The organism is Paenibacillus sp. NPDC093718 (genome assembly GCF_050279985.1).
Lineage (GTDB): Bacteria > Bacillota > Bacilli > Paenibacillales > Paenibacillaceae > Paenibacillus_AQ.
Genome location: NZ_JBNNUS010000003.1, coordinates 72531 through 89008, shown reverse-complemented (window position 1 = coordinate 89008; position 16478 = coordinate 72531). Strand labels below are relative to the sequence as shown.

At 50.9% G+C, this 16478-nt stretch carries 14 protein-coding genes; 10 read left to right on the top strand and 4 right to left on the bottom strand.

Features of this window, described 5'->3' with window-relative positions:
• Positions 1-240 precede the first annotated feature (240 nt).
• Positions 241-1260: a glycoside hydrolase family 53 protein gene (locus tag ACQKPA_RS10265; RefSeq protein WP_427492769.1), complete on the top strand. Its 1020-nt coding sequence runs from the start codon at positions 241-243 to the stop codon at positions 1258-1260.
• A 74-nt stretch (positions 1261-1334) separates the two neighbouring features.
• On the opposite strand, the gene ACQKPA_RS10260 is transcribed toward ACQKPA_RS10265, so the two are convergent.
• Positions 1335-1805 carry a MarR family winged helix-turn-helix transcriptional regulator gene (locus ACQKPA_RS10260; RefSeq protein WP_427491858.1) on the bottom strand — a complete coding sequence of 157 codons (471 nt, stop codon included), beginning with the start codon at positions 1803-1805 and terminating at the stop codon, positions 1335-1337.
• 207 nt (positions 1806-2012) lie between these two features.
• Here ACQKPA_RS10260 and ACQKPA_RS10255 point away from each other — a divergent pair, with 207 nt between their 5' ends.
• Complete coding sequence (locus ACQKPA_RS10255; RefSeq protein ID WP_427491856.1) at positions 2013-2744, top strand: ABC transporter ATP-binding protein; 732 nt, start codon at positions 2013-2015, stop codon at positions 2742-2744.
• Between the two features lie 14 nt (positions 2745-2758).
• Complete coding sequence (locus ACQKPA_RS10250) at positions 2759-4021, top strand: ABC transporter permease (protein WP_427491854.1); 1263 nt, start codon at positions 2759-2761, stop codon at positions 4019-4021.
• Between the two features lie 157 nt (positions 4022-4178).
• Here ACQKPA_RS10250 and ACQKPA_RS10245 read toward each other — a convergent pair whose 3' ends face one another.
• Positions 4179-5456, bottom strand: coding sequence for an NAD(P)/FAD-dependent oxidoreductase (locus ACQKPA_RS10245; RefSeq protein WP_427491852.1), 1278 nt, complete (start codon positions 5454-5456; stop codon positions 4179-4181).
• A gap of 211 nt (positions 5457-5667) precedes the next feature.
• On the opposite strand from ACQKPA_RS10245, the gene ACQKPA_RS10240 reads away from it, so the two are divergent.
• From ACQKPA_RS10240 to nadE, 3 genes are all read left to right on the top strand, one after another.
• Entirely contained in the window at positions 5668-7392 is a 1725-nt protein-coding gene (locus ACQKPA_RS10240) for an ATP-binding protein (protein WP_427491850.1), read from the top strand.
• Positions 7393-7717: 325 nt separating this feature from the next.
• Positions 7718-8152, top strand: coding sequence for a BrxA/BrxB family bacilliredoxin (locus ACQKPA_RS10235; RefSeq protein WP_071220893.1), 435 nt, complete (start codon positions 7718-7720; stop codon positions 8150-8152).
• Between the two features lie 205 nt (positions 8153-8357).
• Complete coding sequence (gene nadE, locus ACQKPA_RS10230; RefSeq protein WP_427491847.1) at positions 8358-9167, top strand: ammonia-dependent NAD(+) synthetase; 810 nt, start codon at positions 8358-8360, stop codon at positions 9165-9167.
• Between the two features lie 69 nt (positions 9168-9236).
• Here the strand turns inward: nadE and ACQKPA_RS10225 are convergent, their stop codons facing one another.
• The gene (locus ACQKPA_RS10225; RefSeq protein WP_427491845.1) at positions 9237-9788 is read right to left on the bottom strand and encodes a dihydrofolate reductase family protein; all 552 of its coding nucleotides are present in this window, start codon (positions 9786-9788) and stop codon (positions 9237-9239) included.
• A 192-nt stretch (positions 9789-9980) separates the two neighbouring features.
• On the opposite strand from ACQKPA_RS10225, the gene acpS reads away from it, so the two are divergent.
• From acpS to ACQKPA_RS10210, 3 genes are all read left to right on the top strand, one after another.
• Positions 9981-10376, top strand: coding sequence for a holo-ACP synthase (gene acpS, locus ACQKPA_RS10220; protein WP_427491843.1), 396 nt, complete (start codon positions 9981-9983; stop codon positions 10374-10376).
• A 25-nt stretch (positions 10377-10401) separates the two neighbouring features.
• On the top strand, positions 10402-11550 hold the full coding sequence (gene mutY / locus ACQKPA_RS10215) for an A/G-specific adenine glycosylase (RefSeq protein WP_427491841.1): 1149 nt from the start codon (positions 10402-10404) through the stop codon (positions 11548-11550).
• Positions 11551-11614: 64 nt separating this feature from the next.
• Positions 11615-12850, top strand: coding sequence for an MFS transporter (locus ACQKPA_RS10210; RefSeq protein ID WP_427491839.1), 1236 nt, complete (start codon positions 11615-11617; stop codon positions 12848-12850).
• 100 nt (positions 12851-12950) lie between these two features.
• Here ACQKPA_RS10210 and ACQKPA_RS10205 read toward each other — a convergent pair whose 3' ends face one another.
• On the bottom strand, positions 12951-13559 hold the full coding sequence (locus ACQKPA_RS10205; RefSeq protein ID WP_427491837.1) for a superoxide dismutase: 609 nt from the start codon (positions 13557-13559) through the stop codon (positions 12951-12953).
• 326 nt (positions 13560-13885) lie between these two features.
• Between ACQKPA_RS10205 and ACQKPA_RS10200 the strand changes: the two genes are divergently transcribed.
• The gene (locus tag ACQKPA_RS10200) at positions 13886-16453 is read left to right on the top strand and encodes a hypothetical protein (RefSeq protein WP_427491835.1); all 2568 of its coding nucleotides are present in this window, start codon (positions 13886-13888) and stop codon (positions 16451-16453) included.
• Positions 16454-16478: the final 25 nt, after the last annotated feature.

Genomic DNA, 16478 nt, shown 5'->3' with positions numbered 1-16478 from the left:
TTTCTTCAAATACCGCGCAGCTCCTTTGTCTATACCATATGATCGTCTTACCTGCACCGGATCTGACATTTCGCCCCCTTGCGCACGGATTCATTTTGCTTGGAAAAGGACCGGAAATGTTGGCATTATGCCCTGTGGCTACATTTGGAGAGCGCTTACAATAGGGGTGTCACTTGCGCAGTGAACGAAAACCAAGGAGGTATCATGATGACTGAAGTTGCGAAAGGAGTTTGGTTCAGGATGTTTCTATGCGTATCGATGCTTGCGCTATCGTTTGGCTTTTCGGGTAACGGCTCCGCCGAGGCGGCGCCTGCTTTTGCAAAAGGAGCGGACATCAGCTGGGTTCCCGGTATGGAAGCTCAAGGGTATAAGTGGAAGGACAAGTCAGGGGTTCAGCGCGATATTCTGGACATTCTGAAGAACGATTACCAGATCAATTCCGCACGGATTCGAGTCTGGGTCAATCCCAACATGAATGATTACATGAACGGTTATCTGAATGCGGAAAAAGCCGCCGAGCTGGCCCAGCGTGCCAAGAACAAAGGCATGAGCATTATGCTTACGCTGCATTACAGCGATTCCTGGGCGGACCCGGGACAGCAGAACAAGCCCTATGCCTGGCGTAATTTCACCTTTCAACAGCTGATGGATGCGGTCTATTCCCATACCGTTTATGTGATGAACACCATGAAGAACAAAGGCGTGACTCCGGATTGGGTGCAGGTCGGCAACGAAACCAACAACGGGATGCTGTGGGAGGGCGGCAAAGCCTCGGCGAACATGAAGAATTACGCCTGGCTCGTCAATACGGGGCATAATGCGGTGAAGTCCGTCAGCAGCCAGACCAAGACGATCGTTCATTTATCGAATGGCTACGACAATGAATTGTTCAAGTGGAACATTGGCGGCTTGATCAGCAACGGCGCGAACTTTGATATTATCGGCATGTCGCTGTATCCGGAAGCGGGCGATTGGTCATCGAAGGTCGATCAGACGATTGCCAATGCCAAAGACATGACCGCCAGATATGGGAAAAGCATCATGATCAGCGAAATCGGCATGGATTACAATCAGCCGGCGGCAGCCAAGAGCTTCATCCAGAGCATTAAGACCAAGGTGAGAGGCTTAGAGGGAGGTACGGGGCTGGGCGTGTTCTACTGGGAGCCTGAAGCCACGCCGGGATACAATGCGGGATACAACAAGGGAGCCTGGCAGGCGGACGGGAAGCCAACCATTGCCTTGGAAGGCTTTAAAGACTGAGCGTTTCTAACCAGTACATTGAGCAAGAAGAACCCTGTTTCCGAGAAGGAGGAAGGGTTCTTCTCTTTGTTTTTTCAGCCCTGCTGGCGCACGATTTGTACCTGTTCCGCATGTTTCCCCATTTTACTCAGAAGCCCAATCAGTTGATGCTTCTCTTCCTCATCCAATCCACCCAGGGCATGCTGGATGTGACGTTCATGCAGGGGGTAAAGCTTCTGCATCAATTGCTCTCCGGGCGGAGTCAGCTCGGCGTAAATGACTCTTCTGTCCTCGGGACAGGGTTTGCGGCGCACATAACCTTTTTCGACAAGCTTATCAACCACGTAAGTTACGTTTCCGCTCTGCAGGAGCAGCTGGGCCCCGATCTGCTGGATGGGCTGGCGGCCTTTATAGAACAGTACTTCCATTACGGCAAATGAAGTTGGATTAAAGCCTTCGATTTTACTGCCATTCACGACATGTTCGTTGACGCTCTTGAATGACTTGGCAAACACCCGATACAGGTGCATAGCAAGCTGTGTATCGCGTTCATATGACACCTTCATACATTCTCCCGCCTTTGGTATGGACTCATGTCCTGAATTACTTCAAATCTAAGATTACGCTGAAATGAGTAAATTCAACATGTGATTTGTCACAATCCGGCCGAAACATTTTCATTCTAGTATAATGTAAGAATGTTTCGCTAAATGCAACGAATCCTTGTCCATCTGCGTAATACTGGGATAAGGATTAACGGATGGGGTGTTAGGATGCATAAGATTCAAGAGAATGAATTGGATACCGAGCCGGTACTGAAGGTGGATATTCAGCAGGCGGGTTACGAACCAGGCCGCCCGCGTATACGGGATATATCGTTTCAAGTGGCACCCGGCGAACTGCTGGGGTTGATCGGACCGAATGGAGCCGGAAAGAGCACGACCATTAAGACGGTGCTGGGGCTGCTTAAAGATAGTAAAGCCGACGTCTTTATTGCAGGTCAGCCGCCCCGATATGCTTACGTTCCCGAGCAGCCGGTGTTTTATGAGGATTTGACGCTGTGGGAGCATCTGGATTTGGCGGCTGCTGCATTTGGAATGGATGATGAACATTTCGAGAGACAGGCCGATCAGCTTCTTCGTCAGTTTGGAATGGAGTCGGTGCGCAATGAACTGCCGGGAGGCTTCTCCAAAGGGATGAAACAGAAGATGATGCTGATGATCGGATTTCTCTCCAAGCCGGACGTCTATATTGTAGATGAACCGTTTATTGGATTGGATCCCCGGGCCACCCGAGATTTCTTGAATCTGCTGCTTGAGGAGAGACGTCGGGGAGCCGGCGTATTGATGTCCACCCATGTGCTGGATACTGCAGAGAAAATTTGCGATCGCTTTGTGCTCATATCCGCAGGCCGGATTGCCTCGGAGGGCACGTTGGAGCAAATCCGCCAGGCCGCTGATCTTCCCGGTGCATCGTTGTTTGATTGCTTCGATGCGCTGACATGAGGGAGGGAATGGACATGGATCGGTCCTATCATTTTAGCCATCCGGGCGCCCTCTTTTGGCGAAGGGTGACCGCTCATTGGAAGAATCAACGCGACAATCTGGCCACCGTGGTCGACTGGATCGTAATGCTGTACATCATTGTTCCGGGTCTGCTGCTGGGAGGCGGGCTCTACCGCGAGTTATGGACGAGCCCGCTTCCCGGATGGGCACAGTTCTTCCCGCTGCAGGCGGTGGTAGGCCTTCTGCTCTTTATGTTCTCAGGCAGAGTGCTGCTGTTCCTGGAAGAAGCTGACGTATTGTTTCTTCGCCAGCAGCGAGGCTGGATGAAGGGGTTAATGATCAGGGGCATGGCATACAGTCTTACGGTCTCAGCGACCAAGGGATTGGTCGTTACAGTGCTTGCGCTGCCAATTCTGGTCAGGGAACATGAGATAACCGGCATTGCCCTGGTGACCTTGCTGATGATGACGGCTGTATGCGCCTGGTGCGCAAATTTATTAACCGCTATGATTCGCTCCAGCTATAAAGGCTGGCGGAAACATGTAATGACTTATCTCGTACGCTGGCTCTCATTCGGACTGTTAGCGCTGCTGGTTACATTCTGGCTTGAGTCCTATGCTGTATTGTGGGCAGCTGCCTTGATTCTGCTTATGGTGCTGTTTCTTCTTAGCCGCAAGCGGCTTGCCATGCAAGGAACCTTCATCGCAGATGCGCGTGAGGATGCGAAGACAAGGGTCCAGTTGACGGAGAAGCTGCTCGTTCAAGCCGTCGGCAAACCACCAAGTGTACGAAGCAGGACCTGGTTTATGCGCAAGTCCGGCCGATTGTTCAAAGGTACAGCGGAGAAGAGGCTGGCCGATGCGGGGTTAAAGGCGATTTTGCGCCACCCTGAGAGCTTGTTACTGTACATCCAGATTACGTTGGTCGGTATTCCGGCTGTCTGGCTGCCGCCGCCGATCATCAAAATCATCGTATACCTTGCTTTGGTATTGATGATGTCGTATTGGCTGAATACAAGATGGGCGGTGTTCGCCAAAGCCGAGTTTATGCAGGTGCTCCCGTTTACGAATCAGCAGCATCGTTCGGCTGGTGTTCTCGCGGTCCGAACCTTGCTCGCTCTTCCCGCATTTCTTTATTCGCTCGTGGCTGGGCTAACGCTTTTCCAAGGGGGATTGGGATGGCTCGCTGTGCTTGCATTGACTGCGCTGGCAGTCATGGTCGCGCCATCGCTCATGTCTTGGCCGGTCTACAAAGAGGAGAGACACCCGCAAGAATAATAAAAAGCGCGCTGGAATGCTCCAAGGGAATGGGGCATACAGCGCGCTTTTATTCAAGATATCAGAAAGTATAAACTTCGAAGCTAGTGACTTCCTGATATCGCAAGAAAAATTACTTCTAACTGCGGTCGGCCATCTGTGAAAGTACGTCGATAGATTATGATTTGTTTACTCCTGCTGCTTCGGCAGCATGCTTGCCTGCCGTATAACCGGTTGCAAAGGCGGCCGTAATATTGTAACCGCCGGTGTATCCGTGAATATCCAGAATTTCACCGCAGAAGAATAGGCCGGGCATCAGCTTGGATTCCATGCTTTTGGGCTGGATTTCCTTGAGGCTGACGCCGCCGCCTGTCACGAAGGCCTCCTTCAGCGAACGGGTGCCCGACGCGCGGAACGTGAACTTTTTTAGAATGGAGATAAAGGTTGTCAGCGCCGTTTTGGAAATACCGCTGCAGATCATGTCGCTGTCGATGGAGGACTTGGATAGCAGCAGGGGGATCATTCGTTCCGGCAGCATGACCTTGAGCACGTTTTTGATGTTTTTTCTCGGCTCATCCTCCAGCCGCCCTTTGAGTTCGGCCTCAAGCTCCGCTTGGGAGCGATCGGGGAACATATCGATGGCCATGTCCACATTCACGATATCAAACTTTCGCTGCACCTGGCGGATGAACTGACTGCAGCGCAGCGCGATCGGACCGGACACCCCGAAATGGGTGAACAGCATATCTCCCCGGTGGGCAATCACTTTTTTTCCTTTCGGATTCCAGACGGACAGCTCCACATCCCGCAGTGACAAACCTTGCAGCTCTTTAGAGGCAATAAAAGGCTCGGTGGAGACGATAGGCACTTCGGTTGGATACAGCTCCGTGATCGTATGTCCTGCCGCCTCAGCCCAAGGATACCCGTCCCCCGTCGAACCGGTTTGCGGCACAGACTGTCCGCCGGTTGCAATGATCACGCAGGAAGACTTGAACACTTCCCCGGATTTCAGTTCGATCCCGGCCGTCCGGCCGTTCTCATAGAGAACTTTTTTCACCGGACTGTTTGTCCGGATGTCGGTGCCGAGCTCCTTTACTTTGCCAATCAAGGCATTCACGACACTGGAGGCTTTATCCGTCACAGGAAACATGCGCCCATTGTCTTCTTCTTTAAGGCGAATGCCAAGCCCCTCGAAAAAAGACATGATATCCTTATTGTTCCAATGCTGAAAAGCACTATATAGAAAACGGCCGTTTCCCGGGATGTTGGCAATCAATTCATCCTGTTCTTTGGCATTTGTCACATTGCATCTTCCGCCGCCCGAGATGCCAAGTTTACGCCCTAGTTTATCTCCTTTGTCGATCAGCAGAACGGAAGCTCCTCTTTCCCCTGCAGCAACGCAGGACATCAATCCGGAAGGTCCGCCGCCGACGACAATAATATCATAATCAAGCATGTTTGCTCATAGCTCCTTTGGGGGTATATCAATTAATAGATGAATCTTATTATATAGGATTTTTGCGAATTATCCCAAACCTCATGAATAGGACATAGGATGGAGTTTACCCGGGCTTCGAAAGAGAAATTACAAGATATTGTAATATGATGTCGCCTATGCTTTAATCAGAAATATTAGATGCGTCGTCCAATTGAGGTGATCGATCACTGTGCTGAGCCTATGGAAAGATATTTTGCTGCAAGTTTTGCTGTCTGGTACACTCATCTTTCATCTGCCGCTTCTCCTCGACAGACATCTAAAGTGCCTGAACAAGAAGAATCCGGATGATCTGCTTCGATTTCGCAAACATATTGTCATTGCATGCGGAATCAGCACTGTATTATGTGTCTTGATCTCGGCCATGAACGATTATTACGTACCGATCAACCTTGGCGTAATTCCGTTATTTTTAGGCATATTATATGGAGGTCGTCGTTCAGGGCTATTTCTTGCAGCTATGTATATCACAAGCCAAGGGCTGATTAACGGTTGGTCCACGATCGGCCTCATTCTGAATATGCTGGTTCTGGGTTATTCGCTATTACCTTGGATCACCTCTAATTTCAGGAAAGGCTCCATGACCGAGAAAATTTGCTGGCTGTGGAGCGCGCTTATTCCGGCCATGCTGATTATTGTAGCCTCCCACGCGATTGAAGGAAAGGTTAAGAATGATGATCTGAATCCGGATACGATATTGGTGACCATTTTGTATATGCTGATCGGCATTTTTTATTCTGGAATGATTGTGTACTGGATCGAATTAACCAATCAGCGTCTGGGCACGGGCCAATATGATGTGAAGAACAGAGAGTGGTCATCTTTAACCAAAATGATGGAGATGATTCCTTTAGGGATGGTCGCGGTGGATCGAAGCGGCAATATCATCGCCTTTAATCAACCGCTTATCCGCAGCTTTCGAAACGTGTTTCCTAATCTGTCGACCAACGATGTCATCGGCAGACCGTTGTTTGACTTATTGGATGGCATGATTCAAAAGGAACATTTGCGCAGCCGGTTTCAGAGAGCCATAGATGGAATCGAAAGCACCGGCGAGATTATGCGAAGCGCTACCCGGGTGTATTCCACTGGTATCTATCCGCTTATACATAACGGGAACGGCGACATCTTGGGCGCGGTAGGTATTATGGAAGACATTACGGAGCTGGAGCGGCTTCGCACGGAATTTATTAATGTAGAACGTTTAAGTTTGGTTGGCCAAATGGCGGCAAGCATTACCCATGAGATTCGCAATCCGATGGCTGTCGTGCGTGGATTCTTGCAGCTGATGCAGGAGAAGAGTCCGGATACGCTGGACCATTATTACCGGATCGTTATGGAGGAGCTCGATCGGGCCAACAGTATCATCAGCGATTTTTTATCCCTCGCCCAAAACCGGGTTGCAGAGAAAGAAGAGTGTCACCTGCATGACATTATACATGAGCTCAGTCCCCTCTTGTGGGCTGACGCGAATTTGCGCGGACAGAGCATTGAGCTGAAACTCGGAACCGAAATTCCCCATCTGCACCTGAATGCCAAGGAGATGAAACAGCTGATTCTGAACCTGTGCCGAAACGGGATGGAGGCTATGGAAGACAAGGGGACGTTGACGATCGAAACCCGGCTCGAAGGGGATCAGGTCCAGCTTTATGTTGCGGATACGGGAATTGGCATCTCCGAGAATGAGCTGGAGCGTTTGTTTGAACCTTTCTTTACGACGAAGAGCAAGGGAACGGGGCTGGGACTTGCCCTGTGCATGAGCATTGTACAGCGACATAACGGGACCATTGATGTGAAGTCGCGGCTAGGCGAAGGAACGGTTTTCATAATTTCCTTTCCTGTCCACTCGTTCCCGCAAAGCTTACCGGAAACCCAGAGCGCGGCCGCTTCCGAATAAACGGACTGGTAATTAGGCATTCTAAGGTAGAGCTTAGGGTAAAGGAGGGATTCGGATGAGTAAAAATGATTCCAAACAACAGGAGCAGCAGGAGCGTGAAAACAAAGAGCGCCGTGGCGAGCCCATCGTTGACAAGAAAAAAGATGGGGTAAACTATCCTGCTACCTAGTTCAAAGAGTGAGACAATGAAAGACGGGCGGTATCCTATTTTGTGATGCTGCTCGTTTTGTATTTTCTTGCTTTCACTCTTTAGGATTGTATAATATAGATATCGATGAGCTGTTATAATTCGAACAATCTTGTTTATATAAGGAGTGAAGCAGTTATGGGTATGTCTTTTGACCGATATATGCGCGATATGGTTCAACCGATGCGGGATGAGCTGACCAGCTTGGGAATCAAGGAGCTGACAACACCTGAAGAGGTGGAGGAAGTGCTTCCGGCAGCGAAAGGCACAACGCTGGTCGTTGTAAACTCCGTATGCGGATGCGCAGCTGGGCAAGCACGTCCTGGTGTAGCCATAGCGCTTGAGAACCAGGTGAAGCCGGATCATTTGTATACCGTGTTCGCCGGACAGGATAAGGAAGCAACGGCGAAAGCCCGCGAGTATTTTGCTCCGTATCCTCCATCCTCCCCATCGATTGCGCTGTTGAAGGACGGGGAATTGGTGCATTTTATCGAGCGTCATCAAGTGGAGAATCGTTCTGCAGAAGAAATCGCGGCGGATTTGACCGACGCATTCAATCGCTACTGCCAGTAATCCGGCAGTTACATAGGCCCCGAAGCATTCGGCATATTCCGAAGCCGCGGGGCTTTTGTTATAGATATAGAATGAAATTCTATATCGCAAGAAAAACTTCCGCTAAATGCGGTCTGTCTTCTGAGAAAGTGCGTCGATAGACGTTTTTCTTATAGCAATGAAGTACTTCATAAAAGAGAGAACATACTGAAAGGAGTCATCTATCATGAGCCTACAAGAACAAATTATCGCCGAACTGGGTGTCAAGCCTACCATTAATGTGGAGGAAGAGGTACGCAAGCGCGTTGATTTTCTGAAAACCTATGTGAAGAACTCGGGTACTTCCGGATTGCTGATCGCCATTAGCGGCGGGATTGATTCGGCCGTGGCTGCCGGTCTGTGCAAACGGGCTACTGACGAGCTTACGGAGGAGACCGGTAAGGAATACAAGACACTAGGGGTGTTCCAGCCATACGGCGAGCAGGCTGATATTTCCGACAGCTACGCCACGGCGAAGGCCTTCGATTTGAAATATACCGTCGAGACCAATATCGAGGAAGCCGTGAACGAGGTTGCACTGGAGGTTGAGCATGGCCTGAAGAATATCGGCGTCCATAAGCATATGAGCATTCCCGGCAAAGGCAATGTGAAGGCCAGAGTGCGTATGGTGGTACAATATGCGCTGGCATTCGAACAGAATTTGATCGTTGTCGGTACGGATCATGCTTCCGAGGCGATTACCGGCTTCTATACCAAGTGGGGCGATGGAGCAGTGGACATTACGCCGCTGAGTTCCCTGAACAAGCGTCAGGTTCGTATGCTCGCATCCTATTTGGGGGTTCCGCAATCGATTCTGGACAAAGCGCCTTCTGCCGGCCTTTGGGAAGGTCAGACAGACGAGAAAGAGCTCGGAATCAGTTACGAGGATAACAGCGATTATCTGGAAGGCAAGACGATCAACCCTGAGGTTCAACAGAAGCTCGAGAGCTATTACAACAAAACCGCGCACAAGCGCAATACGATTCCAGGTATCTAACATACGAATATCCAGGCAAACAGCCTTCCGGAGGAATACCCTCCGGAAGGCTGTTTATTTAGCGAGGCACTAGGTATACATGATGTTGTAGGTCGGTTTGAGAACGCCGTTGGCATATTGCTTCATATCGACCAGTTCGAGTCTTAACCGGGGTTTGACACTGCCGAACAACGGAACGCCGTCACCAACCATTACCGGGTTGACCTTTAATACAAGCTGATCGATCAGTTGATGCTGAAGCAGGCTTCCTGCCAATTCCCCGCCGCCGCACAGCCAGAGCTTACCGTCTGTGCGTTGTTTGAGATTATGGATGTACGGGATGGCGTCCTCCTTGACTAACTCAACTTCATCATTGGATTCGAATTCTAATGACCGTGAGAATATATAATGTTTGAGTCCTTTGTAACCAGGCTCACCCGGCTTAGCCCCCATCTTAAATCCAAACTCATACGTTTTACCGCCCATCAGCACAGCCTCAAACTCCTGAATTTCTGCCAAGAAGTCCGGAACATGCTCCCCATCAAATAAAAAGAGAGTGCTGTCGATCCTTCCATCCATCATGGCTTGATCTGCGATAAAATAGTCAAGCGAAACGGCAACGTGATAAATCAATGAGCCCATTAATATGCTTCCCCCTTACACTATGCTATTTTGTACAGTCTATATGGATAAAATTTGAAATACAACAATTTTTATTTAATTCATGTTGTTGTAACATCGTTGGTCTCGCGTTGCGGTACATCGACTGATACAATAAGTAGGAGTATATTTTTTGGACAGGAAGACTGGATCCATGAAGGAGAGCGGACGATTGTGATCTACGGAATCGGACATGACGTGCTGGACATGAAGCGAATGGAGATGTTAATGACAGGCCCGCATGGAGAGAGGTTCATGCAGCGCGTGCTTACGCAGGACGAGCAGGTCATTGCCGCCGGCAAGGGGGCGAAACGCACCGAGTTTGTTGCCGGGCGCTTTGCTGCCAAAGAGGCGATATCCAAAGCCTTTGGCTCCGGAATCGGGGGGGTAATCGGGTTTCGTGACATCGAAGTGCTGCCGGGTGCTCTTGGCAGGCCTGAGACACGCTTATCCCAGGAAGCCTGGGACCGCCTTGGAATGGAGGAGTCCGCCCATTATGCGATTCATTTGACGATTTCGCATCAGGCCACGCTGGCTTCCGCTTTCGCCGTGGTTGAGAAGATAAAGTAAGGATGACGAAGGAGATTACTTACTGATGTACAACAAGGAACACAAACAATACTTCAGCCACGAGCTGCTGGATTGGTATGAGATCAACAAAAGGGATTTGCCATGGCGCAGGCATCGCGATCCCTACTATATATGGGTATCTGAAATTATGCTGCAGCAGACCCGGGTGGACACGGTAATTCCTTACTTCCACCGGTTTATCGAAAGGTTTCCAACGATTCAGTCGCTTGCGGATGCGCCGGAGGACGATGTATTGAAATGCTGGGAGGGCCTCGGCTATTATTCCAGGGCACGCAACCTTCAGGCTGCCGCTAGGCAGGTGACAGAGCAGTATGGGGGCGTTATGCCGAGCGGCAAAGAAGAAGTGTCGGGACTTAAAGGCATTGGTCCATATACCTCGGGTGCCATTCGCAGCATCGCATTTAACATTCCTGCCGCAGCAGTGGACGGTAACGTCATGCGTGTGCTGTCCCGCTATTTTTTGATTGAAGAAGATATTATGAAGGTGAAAACCCGGACCAAGATGGAGGATCTGGTGCTGACGCTGGTTCCGGACGGACGAGCATCGGATTTCACTCAGGCGCTGATGGAACTGGGGGCATTGATCTGTACGCCGAGGTCCCCTAAATGTCTGGTATGCCCGGTGATGGAGCATTGCACAGCGCGGTTTGAGGGCAAAGAGGAGTCTCTTCCTATTAAGACGAAGGCCAAGCCGCCGCGTCCTGAATACCGCCTTACGGCGATTGTAGAGGGCACCGGCGTGCACGAAGGAAAGATTCTGATCCGTAAGCGTCCATCCACCGGTTTATTGGCAGGGATGTGGGAGCTGCCGCATGTGATTGTATCGACCGAGGGGAGCGGCGTACCGGCCGCGATGTCCGAGGAGACAACGATGAGACGCTTGAGAGATGCCCTACTGGAGGAAGGGGTTCCAGTTCTGCCGATCGGCCATGTGATGGACGCTGAGCATACCTTTAGCCATATTCAATGGAATATGGGCGTGTACCGCTGTAAGTGGCAGGATGTGCCGCCGGCAGCCCTGCAAGCAGCAGAGAGTGCAGCGGCTTATGAGACAGGCGAGGAGAACTTTCGCTGGATTCACGTTCATGACATGGAACGCTACGCATTTCCGAATGTGTTCATTCGGATTCTGAACTCGTATTTCTCATCTTAAAGCCGTAAGCCCCTTGCAATGGGGGATATAATGAGGGAACGGCTCGTAAGGAGTAGTGGAGCTTTTGCATAGCTGGAAGAATGCGCTTCTTTATATTTTTGGCATCGGGGTGTCCAATCTTGGGAACTGGATCTATCTAGTTGCCATTAATTTGCTTGTGCTGCACATGACAGGTTCTCCTGCTGCAGTGGCTGGATTGTTTATCATCCGTCCGCTTGCAACCCTGTTTACCAACTCCTGGGCTGGCAGTTTGATTGACCGGGCGAATAAGCGCAGGCTTATGATCACTACCGATGTGATCCGGGGGGCTTTGATTGCCCTTATCCCCTTCATGTCCTCGGTTTGGGCCATCTACTGTATCATGTTTCTGATTAACGTGGTTGGCGCTTTCTTCGGGCCTACCTCCATGACGTATATAACGAAACTGATCCCGGCAGAGGAACGAAAGCGATTCAACGCATGGTCCAGCTTTACGACATCCGGCGCGGTGCTGCTTGGACCCGCAATATCCGGTCTATTGATCGCTTATACGGACATTCGGATCAGCATCTTCATCAATGCCGTATCTTTCTTCATCTGCGCGCTTGTCATTTATTTCCTTCCCGATGTGGATGGAGGGGAGAGCACAGGTAATAGACGGGAAGCAATCACAATGAAGACGCTGTTTCGGGACTGGGCTGCGGTTATTGATTTCGGGAAAGCGGCGAAGTATTTTATGCTCGTATACCTGTTGTTTCAATCTGCCATGCTGCTCGGCTTCGCGCTCGATTCCCAAGAGGCCACCTTCATTAAACAGGTGCTGTTCCTCGGAGACGAGGATTACGGATTGCTCGTCAGCGTAGCCGGAGCGGGGTATCTGGCAGGCTCAGCGGCTGCGTCTCTAACTGTCAAATGGCTATCATTGCGCATGTTTATTGGGGCGGGTGTACTTCTGTCCAGTGCCGGGTATATGATCTTCTATGCCGCATCGGGCCTCCTGACGGCCGTTATCGGCTTTATCGTGTTTGGTTTCTTCTCTTCGTATGCGAATGCGGGATACACCACTTTTTTTCAAAATCAGGTGCCTATTGATCTGATGGGGCGCTTTACGAGCGTGACCCGCTTGCTGGAAGGGATGCTGCAGATTCTGTTAACGCTTCTGCTCGGTTTTGCCGCCGATGCCTGGCCGCTGCAGGCTGTATGCCTGATCGGTGCAGGTGCTGCCGTCCTGATCTCGGCCATCCTGCTCGCGGTCATCTATACGCCGTCCAAGGCCCGATATTATGAGTCTGGCCCTACTGCAGCGGTAAATAACACGTAACAGCATGATATCGATATAAAAAGGCTGCTTTCGCGGTAGACGGGGTCTACAGCTGAAAGCAGCCTTTTTTGGTATGATATCGGTTTTTAGTTAAGCGATATTATTTCGCGTTATCGTAACGTTTGCCGACTTCTTCCCAGTTCACTACATTCCAGAATGCGGAGATGTAATCAGGGCGTTTGTTTTGATATTTCAGGTAGTAAGCATGCTCCCAAACGTCCAGGCCGAGGAGAGGAGTTTGACCTTCCATGATCGGGCTGTCTTGGTTCGGTGTGCTGGTTACTGCCAGTTTGCCGTCTTTAACAACGAGCCAAGCCCAGCCGCTGCCGAAGCGAGTTGTAGCCGCTTTTGCGAAATCTTCTTTGAATTTATCGAAGCCGCTGAGCTCGCTGTTGATGGCATCAGCCAATGCGCCAGTCGGTTGTCCGCCGCCGTTTGGTCCGATAACTTCCCAGAACAGGGAGTGGTTAGCATGGCCGCCGCCGTTGTTGCGAACCGCTGTGCGGATGCTTTCCGGTACAGCGTCAAGGTTAGCGATCAGATCCTCAAGGGATTTGCCTTGAAGCTCAGGAGCGTTCTCAAGAGCAGCGTTCAAGTTGGTTACGTAGGTATTATGGTGGCGATCATGGTGGATCTCCATCGTTTGTGCGTCGATATGAGGCTCGAGCGCGTCGTTTGCGTAAGGAAGTGCTGGTAATTGAAATGCCATAGTAAAAACCTCCTGTAAATTTAGTTTTTGGTTATGATGAAAGGGTCTTCCTTCATCAGGAAGTCTTTATCATCCCGGAGAAACGTAATATGTAATCCGGCTACACTACATATATTAAACCGTTTTGGGTGATTAAATCAACTTTTATGTTTGAAAAGTCCGAGAGGGCTGATTTATTGCACGATGGAAAGTTGTTTAAGCGCAATGAATATTAATGGAAAACTTTTCTTTGAAATTTGTCGTTATATATATAGTCTTGAACAAATCTATGATTAAACGTCGATATAGAAGAGATATGTCGAGGTAGAAAGGGGTCGGTACATAACATGAATAGTACAAAGCTCAGAGTGACTGCCATTCTGATGGCTGCCATTCTGGCTGCGGCACCGCAAGTGGAAGCTGCAGCATCTAAGACGCAGCCATCGCAAATCACGAAGTCGACTGCGCAGAAGGGTGCAGCGCTCGCCTGGAGCGTGAAACTTGGCAACAACGTCACGGCAAAGCTTGACCATGCCGACGTATGGCAGCAAACCGGCACGAATGTGGCGGTATTTACACTGACTTATAAAAACGGAGGGAAAAGCGCAGCTCGCCTGGTATCTTATTTTCCCAAGGTGGTGCTTCCCGGCGGTTCCGTGACGGCAGCCAATCCCATTTCCAAGGATCTTACCAAGAAGAAGGTAGAACCCGGGCAAAGCCTGAGTGTAACCTACTATGCGAAGACCGATAGCAGCTCCTTGTCCGGCATGAAGCTGGTGATGGACGTATGGAATCCGCAGGTCAAAGGCTACCTGCAGCGTGTCGGAACGTACAGGATGCCGGCCAACTATTCAGCCGCCGTACCATCCGGTTCGAGCTCCAAGCTGCAACTTGGCGGCAGTCCGGTTACCGTACAGGCTGAATCTTTGGAGATCATCAAGTACGACGGCAAAGTCATCGCCAAAGTCGGGATGTATATGACGAACCATGGCGGAAAGGTATGGAATGACCGGGGGTTCGAACCGTATTTGGTGACGGCAAGCGGCAGTTCATTCCTTCTGCGCCATGAGGCAGGGGCCGAGGGTGTGCCTGTTCAGCCGAAAGAGAAGAAACTGGTTTATTACATAGCGGAAGTTCCCTCCTATCTTAAAACGGCGGGTTTGCGTTTCTTGTGGACCGAAAACGATGAAACGCTGAAGCTGTCTTTGCCGGTCGCATCCTTCAAGCTGCCCGCGGCAACAGCTCCAAAGTGGGATGTCGCGGCTGGTGCGGCCAAGAAGTTGACCATCAAGGGCATTCCGGTCGATGCCAGAATCCGCCAAGCTTCGCTGCGCGCCGCCGGGGGACAGGGCATATGGAATATCGAAATGGCCTTCAAGAACAAAGGGAAAAAATCGGTGGAAATTCCGGCCTACGAGTATGCGATTAAAGCATCCGAAGGTTCCTTCCATCCTTACACACCGGATAACAAGGCGGGTTTGACACTGCGTCCCGGGGAAGAGAAAACGATGGTGATGGAAATCACGCTTCCGCTTGATCTTAAGCAGGACCGGTTAAAGCTGCAAATGATCGGGGCATCTGGCCCGGTCAGCCCATCCAAACCGCCGGCGAACTCGGGTGAACCGGACGGTGAGTCGACCATCGAGGTCCAGGAGTCGTTGACCCTGCCGATTGCATACTTTGCCATCCCTTATCAAACGGAACGCAAATCATCGATCGGCGTGGAGTACGATGCGCAGACGGCCAAAGGATTTGCGTACACGCTGGAATCCATGCAGCGTCTGCCATGGCAGGATCAGGATCTGATCGTTGCGAAGCTGCGTCTGCGGAATACCCAGGAATCCAAATCGCTGCCTCTGCCTGAGCTTAAAGTGAACGTCACAGCGGACGAAAAAACGACGCTGGCCGGTTCGGAGGTTATTGCGGAGGAGCAGGGTTCCCTGATTGCCCCGGGGTCATCAACCGAGGTATATGTCATGGCGCGAATCCCTTACACCAAGGATATCCGTTCGCTCCGCTTCGAGCTGTTTACGCAGCAGGATACAGCCAAAACGTCGTTCCTTACCATGACCACGTCCGGCATGACGCAGTCGATCAGCACGTTGGAGAAAGGGAAGCCGTATACAGTTACCGCGATTGGTAAGCGCGCAGAGGCGCAGGAACGGCGGACGGTCATCTATGAAGGCGTGGACTCCGATATTGTCTATTCCGAGTTCTTGCTGACCAGCAATGAACAGCGCCGCGTTCAAGCAGCAGTGCTGAAGGGGTATTTCCAAAGCACGGATGGCAAGATCTATGAAGCGGAAACCATTCAGCCGGAAGCCTCGCTTCAGCCGGGGTCCAAGCAGTCGATCGTCTTTTGGGCCAGAGTCCCGAAGGGGGCTGCAAGCGAACTGGGGCTTGCTCTGGGTACGGCAATGACCGGAGGCAAGCTTGCGGAGTCGGGCAAAGACGCTACCGGTGTCATGGGCGTGAAAAAATTGATGCTGAATCCAATCAGACCAGCGATAAGCTCCGGACTGACGAACCTCGATTGGTATCCTTACCACGTTTCGGTTACGAAAGCGGTAGGACATCTGCAGGAGGGCAGTTCTTCCATTCCGCTGAATATCACGTTTGATGTGAAACGCAGCGAGAGCATCATTGCGGCGGACTCCGGACACAAGCTGATTTTAATCATCAAAGACAGCCTCGGACAGACACAGGAGCGTACGCTCACGCCAGGTACCGATATCCAGGTGCCGGGCACCCGGTCGGTGTCGATGGAGCTGTCGGATGAGCAATACAAAAAACTTCGCGGCGGTTGGTTTAACTTAACCCTGGTGGACGAATTCCAGAATGAGCGGATCACGCTCGGCAGCCAAAGCTACAATCTGATATTCACGCCTACTGCAGTTCCCGACGAGGAGAGTTAAATTAAGAACTGGAAAGGAATAGCGA

Bases quoted from the DNA above. Each gene is read 5' to 3' on its own strand.
- ACQKPA_RS10205 (WP_427491837.1), bottom strand. From the start codon at position 13,559: ATGGCATTTCAATTACCAGCACTTCCTTACGCAAACGACGCGCTCGAG.
- ACQKPA_RS10260 (WP_427491858.1), bottom strand. From the start codon at position 1,805: ATGAAGGTGTCATATGAACGCGATACACAGCTTGCTATGCACCTGTAT.
- ACQKPA_RS10235 (WP_071220893.1), top strand. From the start codon at position 7,718: ATGGGTATGTCTTTTGACCGATATATGCGCGATATGGTTCAACCGATG.
- nadE (WP_427491847.1), top strand. From the start codon at position 8,358: ATGAGCCTACAAGAACAAATTATCGCCGAACTGGGTGTCAAGCCTACC.
- ACQKPA_RS10245 (WP_427491852.1), bottom strand. From the start codon at position 5,456: ATGCTTGATTATGATATTATTGTCGTCGGCGGCGGACCTTCCGGATTG.
- ACQKPA_RS10255 (WP_427491856.1), top strand. From the start codon at position 2,013: ATGCATAAGATTCAAGAGAATGAATTGGATACCGAGCCGGTACTGAAG.
- mutY (WP_427491841.1), top strand. From the start codon at position 10,402: ATGTACAACAAGGAACACAAACAATACTTCAGCCACGAGCTGCTGGAT.
- ACQKPA_RS10250 (WP_427491854.1), top strand. From the start codon at position 2,759: ATGGATCGGTCCTATCATTTTAGCCATCCGGGCGCCCTCTTTTGGCGA.
- ACQKPA_RS10225 (WP_427491845.1), bottom strand. From the start codon at position 9,788: ATGGGCTCATTGATTTATCACGTTGCCGTTTCGCTTGACTATTTTATC.
- ACQKPA_RS10200 (WP_427491835.1), top strand. From the start codon at position 13,886: ATGAATAGTACAAAGCTCAGAGTGACTGCCATTCTGATGGCTGCCATT.
- ACQKPA_RS10265 (WP_427492769.1), top strand. From the start codon at position 241: ATGTTTCTATGCGTATCGATGCTTGCGCTATCGTTTGGCTTTTCGGGT.